Raw genomic sequence first — 20,963 nt, 5'->3', positions numbered from 1 at the left:
GTGACCCCATGGACGCAGAAGAATTCGACTGGAACCGGACACTGCGCGAGCAGTGGCAGTTCCACTGGACGCACCGGATCCGCCCACGGCTCGCCGGTCTCACCGACGACGAGTACTTCTGGTCACCGGCCCCGGACGCCTGGACCGTACGCCCGCGCGGCACCTCACAGGCGCCCGCGGCGATCGGCTCCGGTCCGTTCACGATCGACTACGCCTTCCCCACCCCGACCCCCGCGCCGTTCACCACGATCGCCTGGCGGCTCGCACACGTCATCGTCGGCGTACTGGCCATGCGCAACGCGTCACACTTCGGCGCGCCGGCGGCGACGTACGACACCTGGGACTACGCCGCCACCGCGGCCACCGCGCTGGACCAACTCGACGCCGAACTCGACGTCTGGACCGCGGGGTTGGCCACCCTGGACGACGCAGCCCTCCGCGTGCCGGTCGGCGCGAAGGAACCGTACCCGGACGCCCCCATGGCCACCCTGGTGCTGCACATCCACCGTGAACTGATCCACCACCTGGCCGAGGTCTGCCTGCTGCGCGACCTCTACCTCCACACCACGCCCACCAAGAACGGAGCCCCCCGATGAGCCGCCACATCCAGGTCACCTTCGACGCCCACGACCCCAAGTCCCTGTCGACCTTCTGGCGTGAAGCCCTGGGCTACATCCACCCGGGCCCACCCGGCGTGGACCTCCCCGAGGGCGCGGACCCACTGGCCGCCTGGGACGACTTCCTGGCACAACTCGGCGTCCCGGAGGCGGAACGCAACACCAAGTCAGCCATCGAAGACCCGGAAGGCCACGGCCCCCGCGTGTTCTTCCAGCAGGTCCCGGAGGGCAAGGTGGCCAAAAACCGAGTCCACCTGGACGTCCGAGCCGCCCCCGGCCTCCAGGGCGAGGCCCGCATGGCAGCCCTGGAATCGGAATGCACCCGCCTGGTAACCCTAGGAGCAACCCGCCTGCACCGCAGCGACCCGGAACCCCCGATGAACGCGGGCTTCATCGTCATGACAGACCCAGAAGGCAACGAATTCTGCCTCGACTGACCTACGAGCCTGCGACCACTGCCGGTACGCACTGAGGCGCAGCTCAACAGGGCATCAGGGAGTGGTCACTTCGTCGGTCGTGATCCGCTGCCAGACCTCCCCGGCCCTCCGCCGCAGCGCGGGGACGAGTTCCACGTTGTCCCCGCGTTCGGCACTCTGGAGGAGTTCGGTGATCACCACCAGCTCCGCGAAGCGCCCGGCGTCACTGTCGAGAAGGGCGGCGAGTTCTTGGCGGACGTGCTGAGCGGTTTCCGGCGTCGCGAGGCTGTACGCGTGCAGGAGGGCAGCGTCGTAACCAGATGGGGCGGTACCCCAGCCTTCCCAGTCCATGATGCCGAGCTCGGGACCGGCGAGGTTGGCCCAGTGCAGGTCGCCGTGCGCGGTGGACCACGCGGGCGCAGTCGTGGGGACCGGACCGTCGAGAAAGGCGAGGTACTTCGGCATGGCGCGGTCCAGGTATGCCTGGCGTACGGCTGTGCGATCGGTCTTGACCGCCGAGAGACAGTCGAGGGCCTTCCGAAGTCCCTCCCACCATCCGGTCGCCAAGCGCGGCATGACGGCAGGCACCGGAGTGGGGGAGAGGGTGCCGCCGCTGACGTGGTCATAGAGCTCTGCTCTATAGGCGTCCTCCCCCTCGGTCCACTGCCGTACACGACGCAGAGAAGGGCGCGGAATCTCCTGGGGCAGTAACCGTTCGGCGTCCTCCGGTCCGGTCCACAGCTTGCCGCTCGCTCTGTCGGACGGGCTGTGGACCACACGCAGCCATCCGGGGCCGTATGGCCCGGTGACGGGCCGGCCCAGCGTGCGTCCCCGCCACCCCCACGCCTCATGCGCTCCTCTGCCGGACGGCCGAGTGTCAGGGACAGTCTTGAGGGCGCCGCACGCCACGGTATGGGCCCTGCGCATGCGCGAGGCGACCTCGGGGTTGTCAGCTTCCGAGGACATCGATGACCTTTCTCAGACGATCGGGCGACAAGGGCTCGCAGACGGTGGCGCCCAGGGCATCCGCCCAGTGTGCCGGTGTGCTTGCCGACAACAGGACGCGTGACACCCCGGGGGCCGACAAGGCGACCAGTAGCGCGGCCTGCGCCGGGGAGGCAGCGGGGTCGATGACGCGTAGCAGATCCTCCGTCATGGCGCTGAGAAGTTCGCCGCCTCCCAGAGGGGCCGATACGAAGACATCGAGCCCGGCTCCCCGCGCCTCTGCCAGCGCTCCGTGCCCGTTGAGTGCGTCCGCCACGACGGCGAGATGGATGAGCGAGACTGGGAACTGCGCAGCGCGGAAGTGGTGGTGTGGCCCGCCCACTGATTCCGCCAGAGCCGTCAGTTCCCGAATGGTGAACATGCCGCTCGACAGTCCCGACCAGGTGGCGACACCGTAGCCACCGATCTTGTCGGCGTCCGCCGCGTGTTCCAGTTCCTCGAACGTGTCGGCCAGCGTCTGCGATACCTCAGCCCGGTCTGTCCGGCCGTGTTCCGGGTTGTGGACGAAGACCAGGTCCGGGGCACGACCGAGGCGGGTGTGGCTACGGGCAAGCTGCCAGGCGATGTAGGGGCGCGTCAGGCAGTGGGCTTGATCGCGGTCGTACGCCAACGCGCCGGCGCCGCGAGCGGCCTGCCGGTCGGAGTCGGGTACGAAACCGACCTTGGTCGAGACGCGCACCTGTGGGCACGCGTCGAGTAACGGCCGCAGAGATGCCTCGGCCGTACCGGCCGCGTAGTTCGGCGCCGTGTCGAGCCACGTCACTCCGGCGTCCACGGCGGCCGCCGCCGACCGTGTCACATCACGGCATCGGTATGTTCCGGCCGCGAGCCGGGCGCTCATTCGGCCCGCCCCACGGCTGCGATCTCGCCGTCCACAAGCTGACTTACGAGTAACGCCACCTGCCCGATGCGAAGCCCGGCTGCGTGGGCCAGTGCGTCCAGCCGGTGGTGACCTCCGGCCACGAGGAGGGAGAGCAGGGGCGCGGCCTGTGCGGAGAAGGCCCATTCTTCTCCCCCTGCCGTCAGCACCACATTGCCCTCCTCGTCGCTACGCAACCTTGCGCGGGCGGTGACGAGGTGTACTGCGAGAGCGGGGTCGGGCGGTACGCCTTCGACGTACGGCAGTGAGGGCACGAGGCGGGCTCGGTCGGTCGCGTCCCGCGTGGTGAGGAACCGGTCGAGGAGCGTTCCGTCTTCGAATCCCTTCATGACGAGGTCACCCAGCGACCGCACGAAGTCCGCTTTCTCCTCCCGAGTCCCGAAGCGTGGCAGGTCGCTGCGCACGGCGGCTTCGCGCCGCAGGTCCTCGGAAAGCCACTGGAGGAGGTCAGCGCCCGTCGCCGTCTGCATGCCGCAGGTGAGATGGAGGGAGTGAACGCCTTCGGAGGCGGCCACAGCGTGCCACCAACCGCGCGGCAGATACAGCATGTCCCCTGCGTCGAGGACGAGTTCGATAAGGGGCTCATTCGACGGCGGTTCGGGAACGTCCGTGTCCCGGTGCAGCGGTGCTTCCCTTGTGGGGCCGTAGATGCGCCAACGCTTGGCATCGTCGAGTTGGAGAACGAGTACGTCGTGGTCGTCCCAGTGGACTCCGAAGCCCTCCTCAGGTGTCCACGAGGCGTACGCATTGACCTGGACACCTGTGCGCAGGTGTCGTTCCAACTCCTGGGCGAGGTCGCCAATGCCCGGGTGGAGTTCGTCGATCGCATCCAGAACGAGGGTGGCGCCGTCGGCGAGGTGACGGTGCAGCTCGGCGGGCTTCAGCCGGTGCCACACCGTGCTGCGACGGGTGGTGACCGGTACCGAGTAGGCGTGCTCAGGCAGCGCTTCGCCGTCCAACGAGAGGCGCAGCCGGGGCGGTTCGAGCCGGTGGTGGGTGAGCAAGGCATTCAGGTCGTCCCAGCCGAGCAGGCCGCCGAAGCGGCCCGGTTCGCCGGGGAAGTGGCGGTAGGTGCGGCCGTACACCTGGGCGAGGAAATCCTCGCCCAGGTGCGCGACCACCGCGGGTACGTCGGTGGTCATCGGTTGCGGCCCTTTCTAGTCGTTGCCGTCGGAACGACCGGTGGAACCGCCGTCCGAGGGCTGCTCGGTCCTCGAACGGGCGGCGGCGATCCGGCGACGGGCAACCAGCAGGCCGTCGCCCTTCTGCCCACCGTTGGTGGTCACGTTCTGCTCGGGCATGGCTGTATCTCCTTCGGTGTTGGCGGAAGCGAGCCGGTTGCGCGCTCCCTGGTTGGGGCGTCTCCGGGCGCGGACCGGTGGTGGGACTGGTCCGCCCGGAGCGCCTGTACCTGGCATCGGGACTCGTGCGTCCGGAAGTCAGGCGGTCAGTGGTTCAGTTGACAGCGACGTGCGTACGGGAGTCTCTGCCGTACTCCGGTTCGGGAGGCGCCACCGGTTGTGATGTGCCTCCGACCGAGGAATCGCTTTCATATGTGGCAGGCGACGGACAAAGTGGCGAGGAAGAGGAACTGCCGACCTCGAACCAGACTGCCTTTCCGTCTTTGGTCGGCCGCGAGCCCCAGGCCTGAGCGAGCCCGTCAACCAACTGCAGCCCGCGCCCGCTCTCTTCATCCAGGTCAGCCGACGGCTGCCGCGGAAGGAGACCGCTTTGCCTGTCCTCGGCCTCCAGCCGCACGCGGGACCCGTCCCAGCTCACCGTGACCTGGCAGCCTTCCCCGGTGTGCACCACTGCGTTCGCGATCACCTCGCCGGCCAGCAACTCCAGCGTCTCGACCGTGTCGTCCGCGATTGGCAAATCCCAGTCACGGACGATCGCGACAACCCTGCGGCGGGCAAAAGACACGGCGCCGACTTCGGCCGGGACACGCAAGGACGAGGACTTTGCGGCGGGTGTTCGGAACGGCATGGAGGGCGAACCTTCCTGGCTGTGTGCGTCGGAGTTGCACACAACCGCCCACAGCCAACGACGCCCAGAGCACAATGGACGCATCAATGCGGCATCCATGCGGCACACCCACGCGTCACCTGGGGGAGTCGGCATAGCCTCAAGTTCCTGACAGGGCGGGCGAAACGGGGAGACGACCTCATGGCGCACCACCGCAACGGCCTCGCGGCACGCCGCCGAGCCGTCGGCCTCACCCAAGAGGCGCTTGCCGAGCACATGCAGGTGGACCGCTCCAGCGTTGTTCGCTGGGAATCCGGCCGTACCGCTCCACAGCCCTGGATGCGTCCACGGCTGGCCCGCCTTCTTCGCGTCGATGCCGAAGGCCTCAATGACCTCCTGACCGCACGGTCGCCAGGTGGTCCGCAGGGACAGGACACCATCGACTACGCGGTGCTCCATCCAGATCGCGTCGATCTGCCCGCCGTCGCGACACTTCGCGCGCGCTTCGACGACTGCGCAGCTCGTTACGACCGGGTGCCTTCGGCCGGCCTCATCGCAGAAGCAGCGATACAGCTCAACCTGATTGATCAACTCGCTGCCGGGTCCGCACGCGGACGAGTGCAAAGGGAACTCCACTCCCTGCACGCCGACGCCTGCACGCTTATGGGCCAGTTGGTCTGGGACGCCTCCCAACGTCGTGATCACGTCACCGCAAAGACGTACTACGAGCGGAGCACCGACCTCGCCCGCCACCTACGGGACTCCACCCTCGAAGCCCACGCTTTACTGCGCACCGGCTACGTCGCGCTGTACGGCGCGCACGACGCACGGGCCGGGCTCGCGCTCGCGGAGCAGGCAGCCGAAAAGGCCGAACGTACGAGCCCGGCACTGTCCGGGCTGGCGCTTCTACACGTTGCCGAGGCACACGCCATGCTGCGTTCGTCCTCAGACTGCGAACGAGCCCTCTCCCGCGCAGAGCGTCAACTCGACCACGCGGACGGCAGTGACGCCGCCGCCGACCTTGTGTCGCCCACCCAGTTCGGCCGCCTCGCAGGGTCCTGCTACCTCTCCCTCGGAGACCACCGGCGAGCCGAAACCTTGCTGACCAGTACGGCGGAGACGCTACGGGACAGGCGAAAGTCACGCGCCATCGTGCTGGGGAACCTTACGCTCGCCCGTATTCGTCAGGGCGATGTCGAGACGGCCGTGGCCAGCCTCACTGAAGCCGTTGCCGAGTTGGAGACCACTCGCGGGGGTGGAGGCATGAACATCGTCTTCGGCGCGGCCCGTGAGTTGCGCCCCTGGCGACAAGAACCCCTGGTCGCCGAGATCCACGACAGGCTGCTCGGCTTGATGACGGCAGCGTAAGAGAGAGAAGGAGACCCCGGTGGCAGCCAGCTCCCTGGACCAGGCCAAACAAGCGGTACGCACCCAGGTCTGGGATGCCCTGACCGCAGCCGACGCCGTCCACGACGCTTCCGTCCATGGCCGCATCCCCAATTTCAAGGGTGCCGAGGAAGCTGCGGGCCGGTTGTCGAAACTCCCGGCCTGGCAACGCGCCGGCGTCGTCAAAGCCGTCCCGGACAAGGCCCAACTCCCCGTGAGGGCAAGGGCCCTGGAGGAGGGAAAGATCGTCTACATGGCGGTCCCGAAGCTGGCCACACTCAAGCCCTTCTACCTTCTCGACCCGGCAGCCCTCACCGTCCCACCCGCCGAGGCCGCGGCCAGCCGCATCGCCGCCACGATCGCCCCCACCGTCGATGTCGACGCCCTCCGTCCCCTGGACCTGATCGTCCTCGGCAGCGTCGCCGTCAACCGCGACGGCGCCCGCATCGGCAAGGGCGCCGGCTACTCCGACATCGAATTCGCCCTCCTCACCGAGGCCGGCCTCGTGACCCCGGAGACCGTGATCGTCACCACCGTCCACGCCCTCCAGGTGACCGACGCTCTGATCCCCACCACCGAGCACGACGTCAGCGTCGACATGATCGTCACCCCCGACGAGACCATCGTCTGCCCGAACCCCCACCGGCCGTCAGGAGTCGACTGGTCGGCCCTTACACCGGAGAAGATCGCCACGATCCCGGCCCTGGCAGCACGCCACCTGGCATGACGACCCCAGCGGGACGGCTCCAGCGGGCGAAGCGCCCGTGGACGGTCTGTCACAGGCCGACCGCGAGTCCGTCGCACAGGTGGAAGCATCGGCGCGAGAACTGCCCGGGCGATGTCAGCAATCTCCCCAGGCTCACGATCCGGCTATCGGAAAGACCCACCCCGGTGGTCCGTGGGGTGCAACGTGCGGCCAAGTGGCCCCAAGCTTCTAATCCTGTTCGTTGTTCGTCTTGGTCACTCAGTCGGGGCGTTATGCCGATGCGCAAGGATGCAACCAGAACCCGCATAAATGAATCATCAGAGGATGTAGATGGCACAGTATTTGTCACCTATGATCAAAGGCGAGGAGCCTTGTCGCCGACAACTTACGATGACTGGATGACTATCAACGATGCGGGGCCGGAGGAACCAAACGATGAACTCGTCTCACGAATCGCCAAGGTAACCCCCGAACTCGCCGAATCTTTTCTGACCAAGGCTGCAGTAAACAGACGCCTGAATATGAGTCAAGTTAAAGTGCTGGCGGAAACAATTCTACGAGGAGAATGGAAGCTAACCCACCAGGGAATCGCCTTCGACAGCGATGGGGCACTTCTCGACGGCCAGCACCGCCTCCACGCAATTATGGAGGCAAAGACCACAGTAGAGATGATCATTTTTGAGGGGCTATCAAAAGAAGTCTTCCCAGTTCTTGACATCGGAAAGCGTCGCAGTGGCGCAGACACCCTCTTTTCGACAGGCGAGAAGAACTTGCCCCAGCTTTCCTCTACCGTCCGCCATGTAATTCTCTTCAAGACGATGTCGAACGCCCCTTGGAGAGGCCCCCAGGCTCGCGTTTCCAATGACCAAATCCTAGCGGCATACAACGAGGATCCAGAAGGTTACAGAGAATCGGTCACCATCGGTCGTGAGCTTTCAAAGTACCTGTTCGCGAGTTGGCCCGCAGTGTCAACGGGGGTCTACTTGACCACTGAGGCGGCGCCCGCCGCAGAGATCGAATCATGGATCTCTGGCCTCAAGTCAGGAGCGAGCCTGGACCCCCACGATGCGAGGCTTGCGCTACGAGAGGTGGCGAAAGACATCCAGAAGCGCAGTTCCAAGCGCAAGATGAACATGCGCGATCAGGTGGCAATCTACATCAAAGCATGGAATGCCTGGGTCGATCCGGAGAAGGCTGGAGACCTGCGTCTTCATCGACTGAAGAAGACGGAGAAAATGCCGATGCCAATCAAATTGCCATTTGAGTTCAAGTGATCTGGTCCAGAGTCACATCGGCGGATCTCTCGACATCGGTCTAAAATACAAATTCTGACTTTGATTGGTGCCTACCGGTGCTGCATCACGCAAACTCGTCTGCACTGCTGCGCCAGCTACTCCGTATCCGCCAAGAACGTAGGGCGATATCCACGAACCTCTTCCTTCAGGAAGGATTTCAGGCACGACTGCTGCGAACGATAACCTTCCCGGATTCCCCGAATACGATTACTTCTCGGCCAAGAGATTTCGCGAGTCGTTCGATAAAGTCGCGGGAAATCGAATGCGAAGGCCTGTCTGGACTGTGCGCCACAATAGTCACATTCTCGCCCTCCCAAGAGGAACTGAGGGCCTCCCAGCCAATCTTAGCGAATGACAAAGAAATGAATTTCTCTTCGCTGATACGGCGAATCTCCCGAGGCGGCCGCCTCGAAGTGCCGTCCACTCGTAGTGTATACCTCTCAAGATCGGCCATCCGATGATCAAGTTGGCGAGAAATCAGAAGGATCTCCTCCGTCATGTCAGCCTCGGAGCGTCGGACGGAATCCGAGAGGCCATCTTCCGAGGATCTTTCCTTGACACTGCTTACAATGCTCTCGAAATCTGGCCAACTTCTTTGGAATGCTCGCTCTAGCCTTTCGCGAGAGATGGCCAAATTCCCTGCAGCGTCGTTGATGTCGAACAGAAGTTTCTGTGCATCTTCCATACTGCCACCGTTGACGGCCTGGAACTGACTGAGAGGGCTAATCAGGTCAGTCATCCTCATACCCACCAGGAATGGAACGACGCAGCCACCATCAACCTGCTTGGAGAGGGCTCCAGCCTCGAAATTGATCCAGGTCGAATTTTGATTCTCTGGGGTTACACAGATGATTCCGAAGTTCGTCTCGGAAAGCTCGTCAGTAATCTCTCGGACGCCCCGGCTCCCTGCCGAGATGTCCAGACTGGAGAGCCATGGATTAATGTACTGGAGTACATCCGGCAACCAGGACCACAGAGCCTCGGCAGTTTTCTTGGAGCGCTCCCCTGACCAACTCAGAAATACTTTCATCGCGATGCCCTTCTAGGCGGCAGATTGATCGTCAAACTCGAATCAGCCGGACTCACGCACTGACCTAAGCAGGAGCGCCTGTTCCGCCTTCAGCGACTCATACGAGTCTCGCACGTAAAATAGAAACTGACCCCCCGGATGGCGGATCAAAGTGGATTTATCGCGACCCGCACCTTCCCAGTCCTCCATAAGCGCCTGATACGTCGCCGTGTGAGCACAAAATTCTAGAACCACAGGAGGCATTTCGACTCCGATGATCAGATCCCCTTGTGTCGTGATAATCTCTCGTATTTGTTGGGCGATCGGCGCGAACACAGATTTAATCCACGTACGCCATCGCGTCTCTTCTGCTTCCGGGAGCGAACTTCCGGCTGAAATTGCACCAACCGGTTCAATGTATCGTCTCCGATATTCGTTCCACGCTTTCTCGTTCGTTTCGGCGAGAACGAGAAGTGGACCGTAAAGGTCTTTTAGTTGACTGTTCACCCTGTCGATTCGCGCTTGCTGAAGAGATCTACGGACCTCTCCTTGATGGTTCAACCAGTAGGCCACGAGGGCAATCATGATGCTGGCACATGCCGTAACCAATGCCGCTGTCATTAGACCCAACGACACCCTTCTAATGCTATTGAAGCATAATTTACGGGAATCTCGCCACCTTGCGAACACAATACCCCCCAGATGGCTACAGGAGCATTTTCGAAAAGACATGCAAGTCTCGCACGACCATTCAACGGCGACAGTGAATACCCTCTCACTCGTTCGACATCAGGTTCGCAGGATCAGGTGACGGGTCCGTCACGGCGGATCGGGCCGCACCTACGGTGTTAGGTTCCAACTGTTGACTGTCATCGTCACGAACTTCCCAGCCGACCTTTGGGAATTCTTCCCCACCAACAGTTGAAGACCGCCCGGAGAGCTTTGGTCCCTCGGCCTTATTCTGCGGCATTCTCTGGAGTGAGATCCGCCGATACGAGGCAGAGCCCCGCGCTGCGTGCCTACAAGGGCGAGCCCCGCCCGTAGTGTTAATTGAGCTGTAGCCCGGGCGTCTGTGTCGGCCGGCTCAATCCAGGAGCGCCCCAGGACGATGCGGGCCCCTCCGACGTAACGCTCCCCGCCAGCTTCAGCCCTCTCGGAGGGAGCCGTGCGTCGCGCCAGGAAGGGGTCGGGCTCCGGTCGCAACACGACGGATCCGTGATCCGCCAGATCTTCGTACGCGGCGTCCGGCCCGCAGCCGATTGTGACGAGGCATGTTGACCCGAGTAGTCCTTCGTGCACTCGGACTCCTAGCGCATCTCCGGTTCTTCGGACCGCGCCCAACTTGGCCACCGCCATTGCCTGTCCCAGGCTCCTGAGTCTGATGCGATGGCGTTCGTGTACCGGCGTCCCGGCCGAGAACTCCGTTTGAACCCGCCCGGCCTCCTGGGTCTGGGCGGCGTTGCGGGGCCGTCGCCCGGGTGATTAGCCGAGTCAGACACGGACAGCACCCAAGAGGCATCCGGTCTTCGAGGCCGCGGATGAGCGGGCTCGTTCCGGAGGACGCGTCAGATCTGGCTTGATGCGCGAGGTCATGATCGTGACTCCGGACACCTGGGACGAGGTGTCGGAGGAGGCACATCACATGGTCTTCGGCTATCTGATTGAGCCAGATCGGTCCGGTCGGCCCTCTAGGACTTCCCGGTGCCGAGGCAGGTGCGGCCTTCGTTTCGCCTGAACGGTTTCACCCGGCGCCCCTCCGGGGCCACTGAAAAGGCAAGAACGAGCGCTGGCCCCGGATTTCGGTGGAGCCAACGCTCGTTGCGGCCTGCTCTTGCCTATCGAGTTCGAGCTTTACATCCTAGATGTCGAAGTACAGTTCGAACTCGTGCGGGTGCGGGCGGAGTTGGATCGGGGCGATTTCCTTGGTGCGCTTGTAGTCGATCCACGTCTCGATCAGGTCCGCCGTGAACACGCCGCCCGCCTGGAGGTACTCGTTGTCCGCCTCCAGGGCGTCGAGGACCGCCGGGAGGGACGTCGGGACCTGGGCCACGCTGGCGTGCTCTTCCGGGGCCAGTTCGTAGAGGTCCTTGTCGATCGGCTCCGGGGGCTCGATCTTGTTCTTGACGCCGTCGAGGCCGGCCAGCAGCAGGGCCGAGAAGGCCAGGTACGGGTTGGACGACGGGTCGGGGGCGCGGAACTCGACGCGCTTGGCCTTCGGGTTCGAGCCGGTGATCGGGATACGCATCGCGGCCGAGCGGTTGCGCTGCGAGTAGACCATGTTGACCGGGGCCTCGAAGCCGGGGACCAGGCGGTGGTACGAGTTGACCGTCGGGTTGGTGAACGCCAGCAGCGACGGCGCGTGCTTCAGGATGCCGCCGATGTAGTAGCGCGCCATGTCCGACAGACCGGCGTAGCCCTGCTCGTCGTAGAAGAGCGGCGTGCCGCCCTGCCACAGGGACTGGTGCACGTGCATGCCGGAGCCGTTGTCACCGAAGATCGGCTTGGGCATGAAGGTCGCGGTCTTGTTGTTGCGCCACGCCACGTTCTTCACGATGTACTTGAAGAGCATCAGGTCGTCGGCCGCGGCGAGCAGCGTGTTGAACTTGTAGTTGATCTCCGCCTGGCCTGCGGTGCCGACCTCGTGGTGCTGACGCTCGACCTGGAGGCCGGAAGCCTCAAGCTCCAGGGAGATCTCCGCGCGCAGGTCGGCGAAGTGGTCGACCGGCGGGGCCGGGAAGTAACCGCCCTTGTAGCGCACCTTGTAGCCGCGGTTGTCGGCCGTGGAGCCGGTGTTCCAGGCGGCTGCCTCGGAGTCGATGTGGTAAAAGCTCTCGTTCGCCGTCGTGTTGAAGCGCACGTTGTCGAAGACGTAGAACTCGGCCTCGGGGCCGAAGTACGCGGTGTCCGCGAAGCCGGTGGAGGCGAGGTAGGCCTCGGCCTTCTTGGCGATGTTGCGCGGGTCGCGGCTGTACTGCTCACCCGTGATCGGGTCATGGATGAAGAAGTTGATGTTCACCGTCTTGTCGCGGCGGAACGGGTCGACCCGTGCCGTCGACAGGTCGGCGCGCAGCGCCATGTCCGACTCGTGGATCGCCTGGAAGCCGCGGATCGACGAACCGTCGAAGGCCAGCTCCTCGGACGGGTCGAACGAGCCGACCGGGATCGTGAAGTGCTGCATCACGCCAGGCAGGTCGCAGAATCGGACGTCGACGAACTTGACGTCCTCATCCGCGATGAACTTCTTGGCCTCGTCGGCGTTCTGGAACATCCAGCTCCTCCTCCTCCCGACCCGGGGAGGGGCGGGGGCTTATCGCTTGGTCGTGCGGCCGATGTGGGGGCACACGCTGGAGCCGACCATAGGTTTCCGGCATTTCTCCAGCATGACCCTGTTGTTTCGCCCAAGTTAACCGCCCTGGGTGCACGGTGTTGACCTTGGGATTCGCGTACCCCGTCCGGATGGTCCGGAACCGGTCGCAGTACCGTGTGGGGGTGGACAACAGGCAAGCAATCGGATCGTGGCTCTCGGGACCGCGCGCGGCCGCCGAGGACATGGGCGTCGATTTCGGTTACCGCGGTGAACGGCTCGGGCTGCCGGAAGAGGGCCCCGGCTCCGTCGCTCCGCTCGGCCGCCGGTTCGGCGCGATCTTCGTCGACTGGGTGCTGTGCCTGGTCATCTCGTACGGGCTGCTCGCCGGCGGCGAGATGCACCGCGCCGGCAACTGGGCGCTGCTCGTCCTTCTCGTACTGAGCCTCCTGACCGTCGGAACGGTCGGCTCCACCCCCGGCAAGCGGCTCTTTGGGCTGCGCGTCGTCGGACTGACCGGCGGCCGGCTCGGCGTCGGCCGGGTCCTCGTCCGCAGCGTGCTGCTCTGCCTCGCCGTCCCCGCGCTGATCTGGGACCGCGACGGGCGCGGGCTGCACGACCGCGCCTCCGGAGCCGTTCAGGTTCGGATTTAGTCCAAGGGATTCAGTCCAAGGTTCGGATCTGGTCCGTACACGTAAAGGAGGGCGGTCCGGGTCTCCCCGGGCCGCCCTCCGACGTTCGTACGCCGCGCGTCAGCGCGCCTTTCCGCCCCTCGGCATCCGCATGCCCTTCGGCATCGGGCCCTTCGGCAGCGGCATGTTGCTCATCAGGTCGCCCAGCGCGCGCAGCCGGTCGTTCGTCGCCGTCACCTTCGGCCCGTCGAGCACCCTCGGCAGCTTCAGCAGCGTCGTACGGACCTTCTTCAGCGGCACCTGGCCCTCGCCGTCACCGACGATGATGTCGTGCACCGGCACGTCCATCACGATGCGCGCCATCCGCTTCTTCTCCGCGGCCAGCAGGCTCTTCAGCCGGTTCGGGTTGCCCTCGGCCACCAGCACGATGCCCGCCTTGCCGACCGCGCGGTGCACGACGTCCTGATTACGGTTCATCGCCACAGCGGGCGTCGTGGTCCAGCCACGGCCCACGTTCTCCAGGACCGCCGCCGCCGCGCCTGGCTGTCCCTCCATCTGTCCGAAGGCGGCACGCTCGGCACGGCGGCCGAAGATGATCGCCATCGCGAGGAACGCCAGGATGAAACCCAGAATGCCCAGATAGAGGGGGTGGTTGATCAGAAAACCGACCGCGAGGAGGACACCGAAGGTGACGATTCCGACGCCGCCGACGACAAGACCGACCTTCGGGTCGACCCGCCTGGTCATCTTGTAGGTCTGAGCGATCTGCTTCAGTCGCCCCTGGTTCGCAGCAAAGTCTGCGTTTTCCTTCCTCGCCATGTACGGGAGTTTACGTGGCTTGGGAAGCGGTGTTCGACACGGCCTCCAGAACGTGCTGCGCCTCCACCCGGTCCTTGGCCCTGCGGCGGTCTTCGAGGACGGCCGTCCAGGCGTTCCGGCGGGCTGTCCGCTGGCCGCCGCTCATCAGCAGCGACTCGACGGCGCGCAGAGCGGTGGAGACGGTTACGGTGACGGGTCGTACAGGCGCTGCCTGCATGATGTCGGTCCCCTTCGGAGCGGTGATCGCGGGTGGGCGCGGTACGTGGAACCAGCGTCACCGACAGGTGTTACCAGGGCGTGACCAAGCGGTCAAACGCGAATGAAACCTTGACGGCGGGGCCTTCTCACGCGGTTGCGGCCCGTACGCGCCCCCGACCTGCGGGGAACGTGCGGACCGCGGCACGGCCGGCCTCTACTGGCAAGTAGCCGCTTGTGCCCAGCTTCACACAGTCGGCGTCAGACGGCCTGTCCGGCGCCCTGCCCGACCGGCAGTCCCGCCGACTCTCCGTCGACCGGCGCGCCACGGCGCTCCATCGCCTGCCGGTACAGCCGGCCCGCGCGGTACGACGAACGCACCAGCGGCCCCGACATCACACCGGAGAAGCCGATCTCCTCGGCCTCCTGCTGCAGCTCGACGAACTCCTGCGGCTTCACCCAGCGCTCCACCGGGTGGTGGCGCACCGACGGGCGCAGGTACTGGGTGATCGTGATCAGCTCGCAGCCCGCCTCGTGCAGATGGCGCAGCGCGTCACTGACCTCGGCGCGCTCCTCGCCCATGCCCAGGATCAGGTTGGACTTGGTGACCAGCCCGGCCTCGCGGGCCCGGGTGATGACTTCGAGGGACCGCTCGTACCGGAAGCCGGGGCGGATCCGCTTGAAGATCCGGGGGACCGTCTCCACGTTGTGCGCGAGCACCTCGGGCCGCGACGAGAAGACCTCGGCCAGCTGCTCGGGAACGGCGTTGAAGTCGGGGATCAGCAGCTCGACCTTGGTACGGCCGTCGGCGCGCTCCGCCGTCATCCCGTGGATCTGGCGCACCGTCTCCGCGTACAGCCAGGCACCGCCGTCCGGCAGGTCGTCGCGGGCGACGCCGGTGATCGTGGCGTAGTTCAGGTCCATCGTGACGACCGACTCACCCACCCGGCGCGGCTCGTCACGGTCCAGCGGCTCGGGCTTGCCCGTGTCGATCTGGCAGAAGTCACAGCGCCTGGTGCACTGGTCGCCGCCGATGAGGAAGGTCGCCTCGCGGTCCTCCCAGCATTCGTAGATGTTGGGACAGCCCGCCTCCTGGCAGACCGTGTGCAGCCCCTCGGACTTCACCAGGGCCTGCATCTTGGTGTACTCGGGGCCCATCTTCGCCCGGGTCTTGATCCATTCGGGCTTGCGCTCGATGGGGGTCTGGCTGTTCCGGACCTCCAGACGCAGCATCTTGCGTCCGTCGGGTGCGACAGCGGACACGTCCGGCACCTCTCTCTGCTGGCGCGGCATTCGATTCTTCGGCGAATACCAGGTTACGCCCGTTATTTGCGTGGCATTACGTCTGGCCAACCCCCCGCCAGAAGGCCGCATTCCCTGCGGCCCCGGCGGCCCGGGGCCGCTACAGCCCCGCCCGTCTCACGCGCTGGCGCGCTCGACCTCGCGCGGCGCCAGCTCTGCGTTCTCCAGAACGTCCCGCAGATGCCCCTCGACGACGGGGAGCACCTCGGCGATCGTCACGTCATGCCCCAGCTCGTACGCGAGCGACGTCACCCCCGCGTCCCGGATCCCGCAGGGCACGATCCGGTCGTACTCCTTGTTGTCCGGGTTCACGTTCAGCGAGAAGCCGTGCATCGTGACGCCCTTGGCCACCCGGATGCCGATCGCGGCGAGCTTGCGGTCCTCCCGGCGCTGGCCCGCGTTGGACGGGGCGTACTCCGGGCCGTTCAGCCGGGGGTCGAACTCGTCGTCCTTCAGTCTCGGGTCGAAGTCAAGCGACAGACCCGAAGGCCGCTTCTCCACCGGGTCGCCCAGCACCCACACCCCGCTGCGGCCCTCCACCCGGGTGGTCGCCACACCGAAGTCGGTCGCGGTACGGATCAACGCCTCCTCCAGCCGGCGGACATGCGCGACGACGTCCACCGGACGCGGCAGCCGCACGATCGGGTAGCCGACCAGCTGCCCGGGGCCGTGCCAGGTGATCTTCCCGCCCCGGTCCACGTCGACCACCGGGGTGCCGTCCAGCGGGCGCTCGCTGTCCTCCGTACGCCGCCCTGCCGTGTACACCGACAGGTGCTCCAGCAGCAGACAGGTGTCGGGCACCTCGTCGGCGAAGCGCGCCGAGTGCACTCGGCGCTGCTCCTGCCACGCCTCCCGGTACTCGACGGCCTGCTCGCCGAACCCCAGATGAACGAACCGCAGCTCACTCACGGCAGTGCCTCCTTCAGACCCGCTCCGTGCACGTGTCGCGCTCCCGCAACTGTACGGCGGCACTCCGACAAGCAGCCCGGCAGGTGTGCGTCAGCTATGTCCAGAATCCTCACACGATCGGATGAATCCGGGTCGAACGTGCCGGTGGCGGCGGCCACTGCCGCTAAATTCGCGCCGTTCCATGAGGGCTGCTCTTGGGCCCGGAAGGCAGGAGACCGTACAGCTGATGTCGGAACGACCTCCGCAGCGCATTCCCAACCGCCAGCTCGCCGCGCTCATCGCGGAAGCCGGATTCTCCAACGCGGGCCTCGCCCGCCGGGTGGACCAGCTGGGCCTGGAACACGGCCTCGATCTGCGGTACGACAAAACGTCCGTGACGCGCTGGCTGCGCGGGCAGCAACCCCGTGGCACCACCCCCGCACTGATCGCGGAGGTCTTCACCCGCAGACTCGGCCGCCGGCTCGCCGCGCAGGACCTGGGGCTCGACGCCTGTGCCCCCGTCTACGCGGGCCTCGAATTCGCCGCCACCCCCGAGGAGGCCGTCGACATCGTGGCCGGCCTCTGGCGCAAGGACTCCGGCAGTCACGCGGAACTCCGCAAGATCGCCTTCACCCCCGCAGGGCTCGTCGTGCCGAGCCGCGACTGGCTGATCGGCCGGGCCGACGACCGGGTCGGCCGTCCGGAAGCGGGCCCCGCGCCGAACGTTCGGGTGCCCGGCCAGCAGCCGTCCCGGCCGGCGCCCGCGCTCCCGGCCGCGCCGGGTGTCGCCGCCGTGCCGGGCGTCCCCGGCGTCCCACGGCAGCGCACCGAACGGGCGGCGGGGCAGCGGGTCACCCCCGGCGACATCGAGGCGCTGCGCTCCGTCGGCGAGCTGTTCCGCACCCTCGACCAGACGTACGGCGGCGGCCACGCCCGGCAGGCGCTCGTGCGCTACCTCGAACACGAGACCGAGCCGATGCTGCGCGGCTTATACGGCGAGAACACCGGCCGCAGGCTGTTCGCCGCCGCCGCCGAGCTGACCCGGCTCGCCGGCTGGACGTCGTACGACATCGCCGCCCACGGCCTCGCCCAGCGCTACTTCGTGCAGGCACTCCGGCTCTCCCAGGCCGCCGCCGACCGGGCGTACGGCTCGTACGTGCTGATCACGATGAGCCGCCAGGCCGTCTACCTCGGCCACGGCCGCGAAGCCGTCCAGCTGGCGCGCGTGGCCCAGCAGGGCGTCGGCTCGGCGGTGCCGCCCGTCGTCCAGGCCCTGCTGCACGCCGTCGAGGCGCGCGGCCACGGCGTGCTCGGCGAGGCCAGGACGGCCACCGCCTCGCTCGTACGGGCCGAACGCGCCCTGGAGAGTGCCAGACCCGGCGACGACGTGCCCCACTGGGCGCGCCACTTCGACGAGGCGCAGCTCGCCGACGACTTCGGCCACTGCCACCGCGACCTCCAGCAGTACCGCACGGCCGCGCAGCACGCCGAGCGCTCCCTCCAGCTGCGCGCCCCCGCGCTGGCCCGCAGCCGGCTGTTCTGCCGCGTCGTCCTCGCCACGGCGCGGCTGGGCCTCGGCGAGCTGGACCAGGCGTGCCTGCTGGGCGCCGAGGCGGCCCAGCAGGCGACGGAGATGCGGTCGGCCCGCGCGGTCGAGTACGTCCGGGAGTTCGAACGGCGGCTGGAGCCCTACCGGGACGCGATGGCGGTACGCACGTACCGGGACCGGGTCGCGGCGCTGGGCTGAGACCTGGCGGGGGGCGTTACGCGGCGGCCGTCAGGGGGGCCGCCACCGTCCCCCGCACCGGCCTGGCGCCGATGTCCCGCAGCACCGCCCGCGCCGCCCTGCGGCCCGAAGACAGCGCGCCCTGCGCGGTGTTGGTGTCCCGGTGGTCACCGCACACGTACAGCCCCGCCAGCAGCCGCACGGCGCGAACCGGGTCGTACGGCGGCGGCATGGCCGGTACCGCCTCCGGGTCGTGGTGCACGCCGAGCAACTCCCAGTCGTCGGTGGGACATCCGTACATCCGGGCCAGCTGCGCCCGCACCGTACGGTCCAACTCGCCCGCCGCGGGTGGGACGCCGAGCACCGTCGACGAGATCAGCGCCCGGCCGGCGGGGGCGCGGCTCGGATCCACCGCGCTCATCACGGCGGTGTGCGCGACGGGCCCTTCCCTGTCGCCGTCCAGCAGCAGCGTGGGATCCGCCAACGGCGCGTTTTCCGCCGTGTGGTGAAGAACCGTCACCGGATGGAACGCGGGCACCCGCAGCCCCGGCAACAGCTCGGCCGCGGCCCGCGCGCCGGTCGCCACCAGCAGTGACCGGCAGGCGAACTCGCCGTGCTCCTTGGTCTGTACGCGGTTGATCGACGCCTCGGTCACGGACACCTCCGTACGTACCGAACCGGCCGGGAGCGCCCCCGCGAGCGCCTCGGCGAGCACGGCGGCACCGCCCTGCGGTACGCACAGTCCGCCCATGGCGAAGTCACGCAGGGCGAGTTCGGCGCGCCGGCCCGAGGTGGCGAGTTCCGGGTCGAGGAGCAGCGCGGCGAGCAGGGCGCGTTCCGTGGCGTCCGCGTAGACGTCCCGCGCGGGGCGGTCCGGGTGGGGCGCCTGCGCCGACATGCTTGCGTGCGCGCCCCATGCGCCCTGCGCGCGCCGTATGCCGCCGCTGTGCACGAGCACGCCGGGTGAGAACGCCCGCAGGGCGACGCCGTCGAGTCCGGGCGTTCTGTACAACTCGTCGTACGAGGCGCTGAGCAACTGCCCCAGACGGTCGAGCCGGAAGCCGTCCACGTCGTCGGTGGCCATCCGCCCCCCGACGTAGGGCGCGGCCTCAAGAACGGTGACGTCGAGGCCGGCATCGCGCAGATGGCGAGCGGCGGCGAGGCCGGCGATACCGGCACCGATGACGACGACGTCTGTGTGGTACGTGGTGTTGGTGCTGCTGTTGAACACGTGTCCCTCCCAACAAGCCCTGGCTATAGGCGAGTTCGGAGTTGAGCGTAGGTATGGGGACGGCCGGGGGCGGACGCGCGTGTTCGGGTGCACGGTGGCACGCGTGGCGCGCGGTGTCGCCGTCCGGCGCGGTTTTGGTTGGCGGTTCTTGGTTGCGGTCTCGCTGTCCGGTGGCGGGTTCCGGGTCCTGCGGTGTCGCCTTCCGGCGGGGGTGCGGTCTGGGTTGAGGTTGTTGCCATCCGGTGCGGGTTCCGGGTCCTGCGGAGGGGGGTGTCCGGACTGCTTGTCGCATGAGCTCCTTCGCTTTACGTCCGGACACCCCCCTCCTCCGGCCCCGGCCCCCTCCCCCCGGTGGTCGGGCACGGCTGTTCGCGTTAGCGCGGGTGGGGGTGCCGTGCGGGCCGGGGGCACGTCCCTGGCGTGGACGCCCGGTCCGCCTTGCCTTGGTGGTCGCGGCGCAGCGATCCGTGGGGCGGGGGGAAGGGGGTCGTGCAGGGGTGGTGTCCGGAGCGTAGAGCGTGATTTGTGGCGCATCTCGGCGGTGGCTCCGCGTCTCGGGAGTACGCGCCGTAAATCATGCAGCGCAGGACGCCTCCCCGGAACGGCACCCGGCGACAACCGCAACCAAGACCGCCAACCGACACCGCGCCCGACGGCGACAACCGCAACCAAGAACCCGACTACGCCGCGCCGATCGCCTCCGCGATCGTCGGGAACGCGAACGTGAACCCCGAATCGCGCAGCTTCGTCGGGATCACCCGTTGGCTGCCCAGCACGTCGCTCGACATCTCGCCCAGCGCCACCCGCAGCGCCGCCGCCGGTACCGGGAACGGGGTCGGGCGGTGCAGGGCCTGGCCCATCGCCGTCGTGACCTCGCGGTTCGTGACCGGTTCCGGGGCCGTGAGGTTCAGCGGGCCCTCCAGCGTCGGCGTGTCGATCGCGTGCCGCAGCGCCGCCACGTGGTCGTGGAGCGCGATGAAGCTCCAGTACTGCTTGCCGTCGCCCAGCCGGCCGCCCAGGCCCGCGCGGAACAGCGGGAAGAGCCGGCCCCACGCGCCGCCGTCCCGCGAGACGACCAGGCCCGTACGGGCGAGGACCGTGCGGACGCCCGCTTCCACCGCCGCCGCCGTGGCCTCTTCCCACTCCACGCAGACCGACGGCAGGAACCCGTCACCGGGCGGCGCGTTCTCGTCGACCACCCGGTCGCCGGTGTCACCGTAGAAGCCGATCGCCGAGCCGGACACGAGCACGCGCGGCGGTCCGTCCAGGACCGCGCAGGCCTCCGCGATCGCCGCCGTACCGAGGACGCGGCTGTCGCGGATCTCCTTCTTGTACTCGTCGGTCCAGCGATGGTCGCCCACCCCCGCGCCCGCCAGGTGGACGATCGCCTCGCAGCCGTTCAGGCCGCGTACGTCCACGTGCTGGCGCGCGGGGTCCCATTCGACCTCGTCGCCCGCGTTCGAGGGCCGCCGGACCAGTCGCACCACCTCGTGCCCGTCCGCGCGCAGGGAGCGTACGAGTGCCGTACCGATGAGCCCGGTGGAACCGGTGATCGCGATCCTCATGAAACCCATCCTGCCCCGG

General features: G+C 67.1%; 21 protein-coding genes. 7 read left to right on the top strand and 14 right to left on the bottom strand.

The annotated features are described in order from the left end of the window. Positions 1–8: 8 nt before the first annotated feature. Both OHS57_RS10720 and OHS57_RS10715 read left to right on the top strand, forming a co-directional pair. Entirely contained in the window at positions 9–596 is a 588-nt protein-coding gene (locus OHS57_RS10720; protein ID WP_328581751.1) for a DinB family protein, read from the top strand. Then, a complete protein-coding gene (locus OHS57_RS10715; RefSeq protein WP_328581750.1) occupies positions 593–1,054 on the top strand; it encodes a VOC family protein in 462 nt (153 codons plus the stop codon). The genes OHS57_RS10720 and OHS57_RS10715 overlap by 4 nt, the downstream gene beginning before the upstream one ends. Positions 1,055–1,108: 54 nt before the next feature. On the opposite strand, the gene OHS57_RS10710 is transcribed toward OHS57_RS10715, so the two are convergent. The 5 genes from OHS57_RS10710 to OHS57_RS10690 all read right to left on the bottom strand — a co-directional run bounded on the left by OHS57_RS10710 (position 1,109) and on the right by OHS57_RS10690 (position 4,907). Further along, positions 1,109–1,609 carry a hypothetical protein gene (locus tag OHS57_RS10710; protein WP_328581749.1) on the bottom strand — a complete coding sequence of 167 codons (501 nt, stop codon included), beginning with the start codon at positions 1,607–1,609 and terminating at the stop codon, positions 1,109–1,111. Positions 1,610–1,982: 373 nt separating this feature from the next. Further along, entirely contained in the window at positions 1,983–2,879 is an 897-nt protein-coding gene (locus OHS57_RS10705; protein ID WP_041990509.1) for an aldo/keto reductase, read from the bottom strand. Beyond that, positions 2,876–4,060 carry a cupin domain-containing protein gene (locus OHS57_RS10700; RefSeq protein ID WP_328581748.1) on the bottom strand — a complete coding sequence of 395 codons (1,185 nt, stop codon included), beginning with the start codon at positions 4,058–4,060 and terminating at the stop codon, positions 2,876–2,878. The genes OHS57_RS10705 and OHS57_RS10700 overlap by 4 nt, the downstream gene beginning before the upstream one ends. Positions 4,061–4,075: 15 nt before the next feature. After that, the gene (locus tag OHS57_RS10695) at positions 4,076–4,219 is read right to left on the bottom strand and encodes a hypothetical protein (protein ID WP_198533301.1); all 144 of its coding nucleotides are present in this window, start codon (positions 4,217–4,219) and stop codon (positions 4,076–4,078) included. A gap of 154 nt (positions 4,220–4,373) precedes the next feature. Continuing rightward, positions 4,374–4,907 (bottom strand): ATP-binding protein, encoded by a 534-nt coding sequence (locus OHS57_RS10690; protein ID WP_052457139.1) that lies wholly within the window; start codon positions 4,905–4,907, stop codon positions 4,374–4,376. 180 nt (positions 4,908–5,087) lie between these two features. On the opposite strand from OHS57_RS10690, the gene OHS57_RS10685 reads away from it, so the two are divergent. From OHS57_RS10685 to OHS57_RS10675, 3 genes are all read left to right on the top strand, one after another. After that, positions 5,088–6,254: a helix-turn-helix transcriptional regulator gene (locus OHS57_RS10685; protein WP_328581747.1), complete on the top strand. Its 1,167-nt coding sequence runs from the start codon at positions 5,088–5,090 to the stop codon at positions 6,252–6,254. Between the two features lie 19 nt (positions 6,255–6,273). Next, positions 6,274–6,999 carry a 5-formyltetrahydrofolate cyclo-ligase gene (locus OHS57_RS10680; RefSeq protein ID WP_328581746.1) on the top strand — a complete coding sequence of 242 codons (726 nt, stop codon included), beginning with the start codon at positions 6,274–6,276 and terminating at the stop codon, positions 6,997–6,999. Positions 7,000–7,376: 377 nt separating this feature from the next. After that, positions 7,377–8,252, top strand: a complete 876-nt coding sequence (locus tag OHS57_RS10675) for a hypothetical protein (protein ID WP_328581745.1) — start codon at positions 7,377–7,379, stop codon at positions 8,250–8,252. A 178-nt stretch (positions 8,253–8,430) separates the two neighbouring features. Here OHS57_RS10675 and OHS57_RS10670 read toward each other — a convergent pair whose 3' ends face one another. The 3 genes from OHS57_RS10670 to glnA form a co-directional block, all read right to left on the bottom strand. Next, entirely contained in the window at positions 8,431–9,303 is an 873-nt protein-coding gene (locus tag OHS57_RS10670) for a TIR domain-containing protein (RefSeq protein ID WP_328581744.1), read from the bottom strand. Between the two features lie 42 nt (positions 9,304–9,345). Then, positions 9,346–9,855: a hypothetical protein gene (locus tag OHS57_RS10665; RefSeq protein ID WP_328581743.1), complete on the bottom strand. Its 510-nt coding sequence runs from the start codon at positions 9,853–9,855 to the stop codon at positions 9,346–9,348. Positions 9,856–11,140: 1,285 nt separating this feature from the next. Then, complete coding sequence (glnA, locus tag OHS57_RS10660) at positions 11,141–12,550, bottom strand: type I glutamate--ammonia ligase (RefSeq protein WP_041990516.1); 1,410 nt, start codon at positions 12,548–12,550, stop codon at positions 11,141–11,143. A 221-nt stretch (positions 12,551–12,771) separates the two neighbouring features. Here glnA and OHS57_RS10655 point away from each other — a divergent pair, with 221 nt between their 5' ends. Beyond that, a complete protein-coding gene (locus tag OHS57_RS10655) occupies positions 12,772–13,239 on the top strand; it encodes an RDD family protein (RefSeq protein ID WP_041996601.1) in 468 nt (155 codons plus the stop codon). A gap of 99 nt (positions 13,240–13,338) precedes the next feature. Here OHS57_RS10655 and OHS57_RS10650 read toward each other — a convergent pair whose 3' ends face one another. The 4 genes from OHS57_RS10650 to lipB all read right to left on the bottom strand — a co-directional run bounded on the left by OHS57_RS10650 (position 13,339) and on the right by lipB (position 16,443). Continuing rightward, positions 13,339–14,037: a DUF4191 domain-containing protein gene (locus OHS57_RS10650; protein WP_328581742.1), complete on the bottom strand. Its 699-nt coding sequence runs from the start codon at positions 14,035–14,037 to the stop codon at positions 13,339–13,341. 10 nt (positions 14,038–14,047) lie between these two features. Further along, complete coding sequence (locus tag OHS57_RS10645; protein WP_328581741.1) at positions 14,048–14,254, bottom strand: SCO2195 family GlnR-regulated protein; 207 nt, start codon at positions 14,252–14,254, stop codon at positions 14,048–14,050. 239 nt (positions 14,255–14,493) lie between these two features. Further along, positions 14,494–15,495 carry a lipoyl synthase gene (locus OHS57_RS10640; protein WP_328581740.1) on the bottom strand — a complete coding sequence of 334 codons (1,002 nt, stop codon included), beginning with the start codon at positions 15,493–15,495 and terminating at the stop codon, positions 14,494–14,496. Positions 15,496–15,651: 156 nt separating this feature from the next. After that, on the bottom strand, positions 15,652–16,443 hold the full coding sequence (gene lipB / locus OHS57_RS10635) for a lipoyl(octanoyl) transferase LipB (protein WP_041990521.1): 792 nt from the start codon (positions 16,441–16,443) through the stop codon (positions 15,652–15,654). A 226-nt stretch (positions 16,444–16,669) separates the two neighbouring features. Here lipB and OHS57_RS10630 point away from each other — a divergent pair, with 226 nt between their 5' ends. After that, the gene (locus OHS57_RS10630) at positions 16,670–18,169 is read left to right on the top strand and encodes a regulator (protein WP_328581739.1); all 1,500 of its coding nucleotides are present in this window, start codon (positions 16,670–16,672) and stop codon (positions 18,167–18,169) included. 16 nt (positions 18,170–18,185) lie between these two features. Here OHS57_RS10630 and OHS57_RS10625 read toward each other — a convergent pair whose 3' ends face one another. Then, positions 18,186–19,379 (bottom strand): FAD-dependent oxidoreductase, encoded by a 1,194-nt coding sequence (locus OHS57_RS10625; protein WP_328581738.1) that lies wholly within the window; start codon positions 19,377–19,379, stop codon positions 18,186–18,188. Between the two features lie 680 nt (positions 19,380–20,059). After that, positions 20,060–20,953, bottom strand: coding sequence for a TIGR01777 family oxidoreductase (locus OHS57_RS10620; protein WP_041990524.1), 894 nt, complete (start codon positions 20,951–20,953; stop codon positions 20,060–20,062). Positions 20,954–20,963: the final 10 nt, after the last annotated feature.

It is taken from the genome of Streptomyces sp. NBC_00370 (assembly GCF_036084755.1).
Lineage (GTDB): Bacteria > Actinomycetota > Actinomycetes > Streptomycetales > Streptomycetaceae > Streptomyces.
The sequence above is the reverse complement of the archived record's forward strand: the minus strand, read 5'-3'. Positions and strand labels throughout refer to the sequence as shown.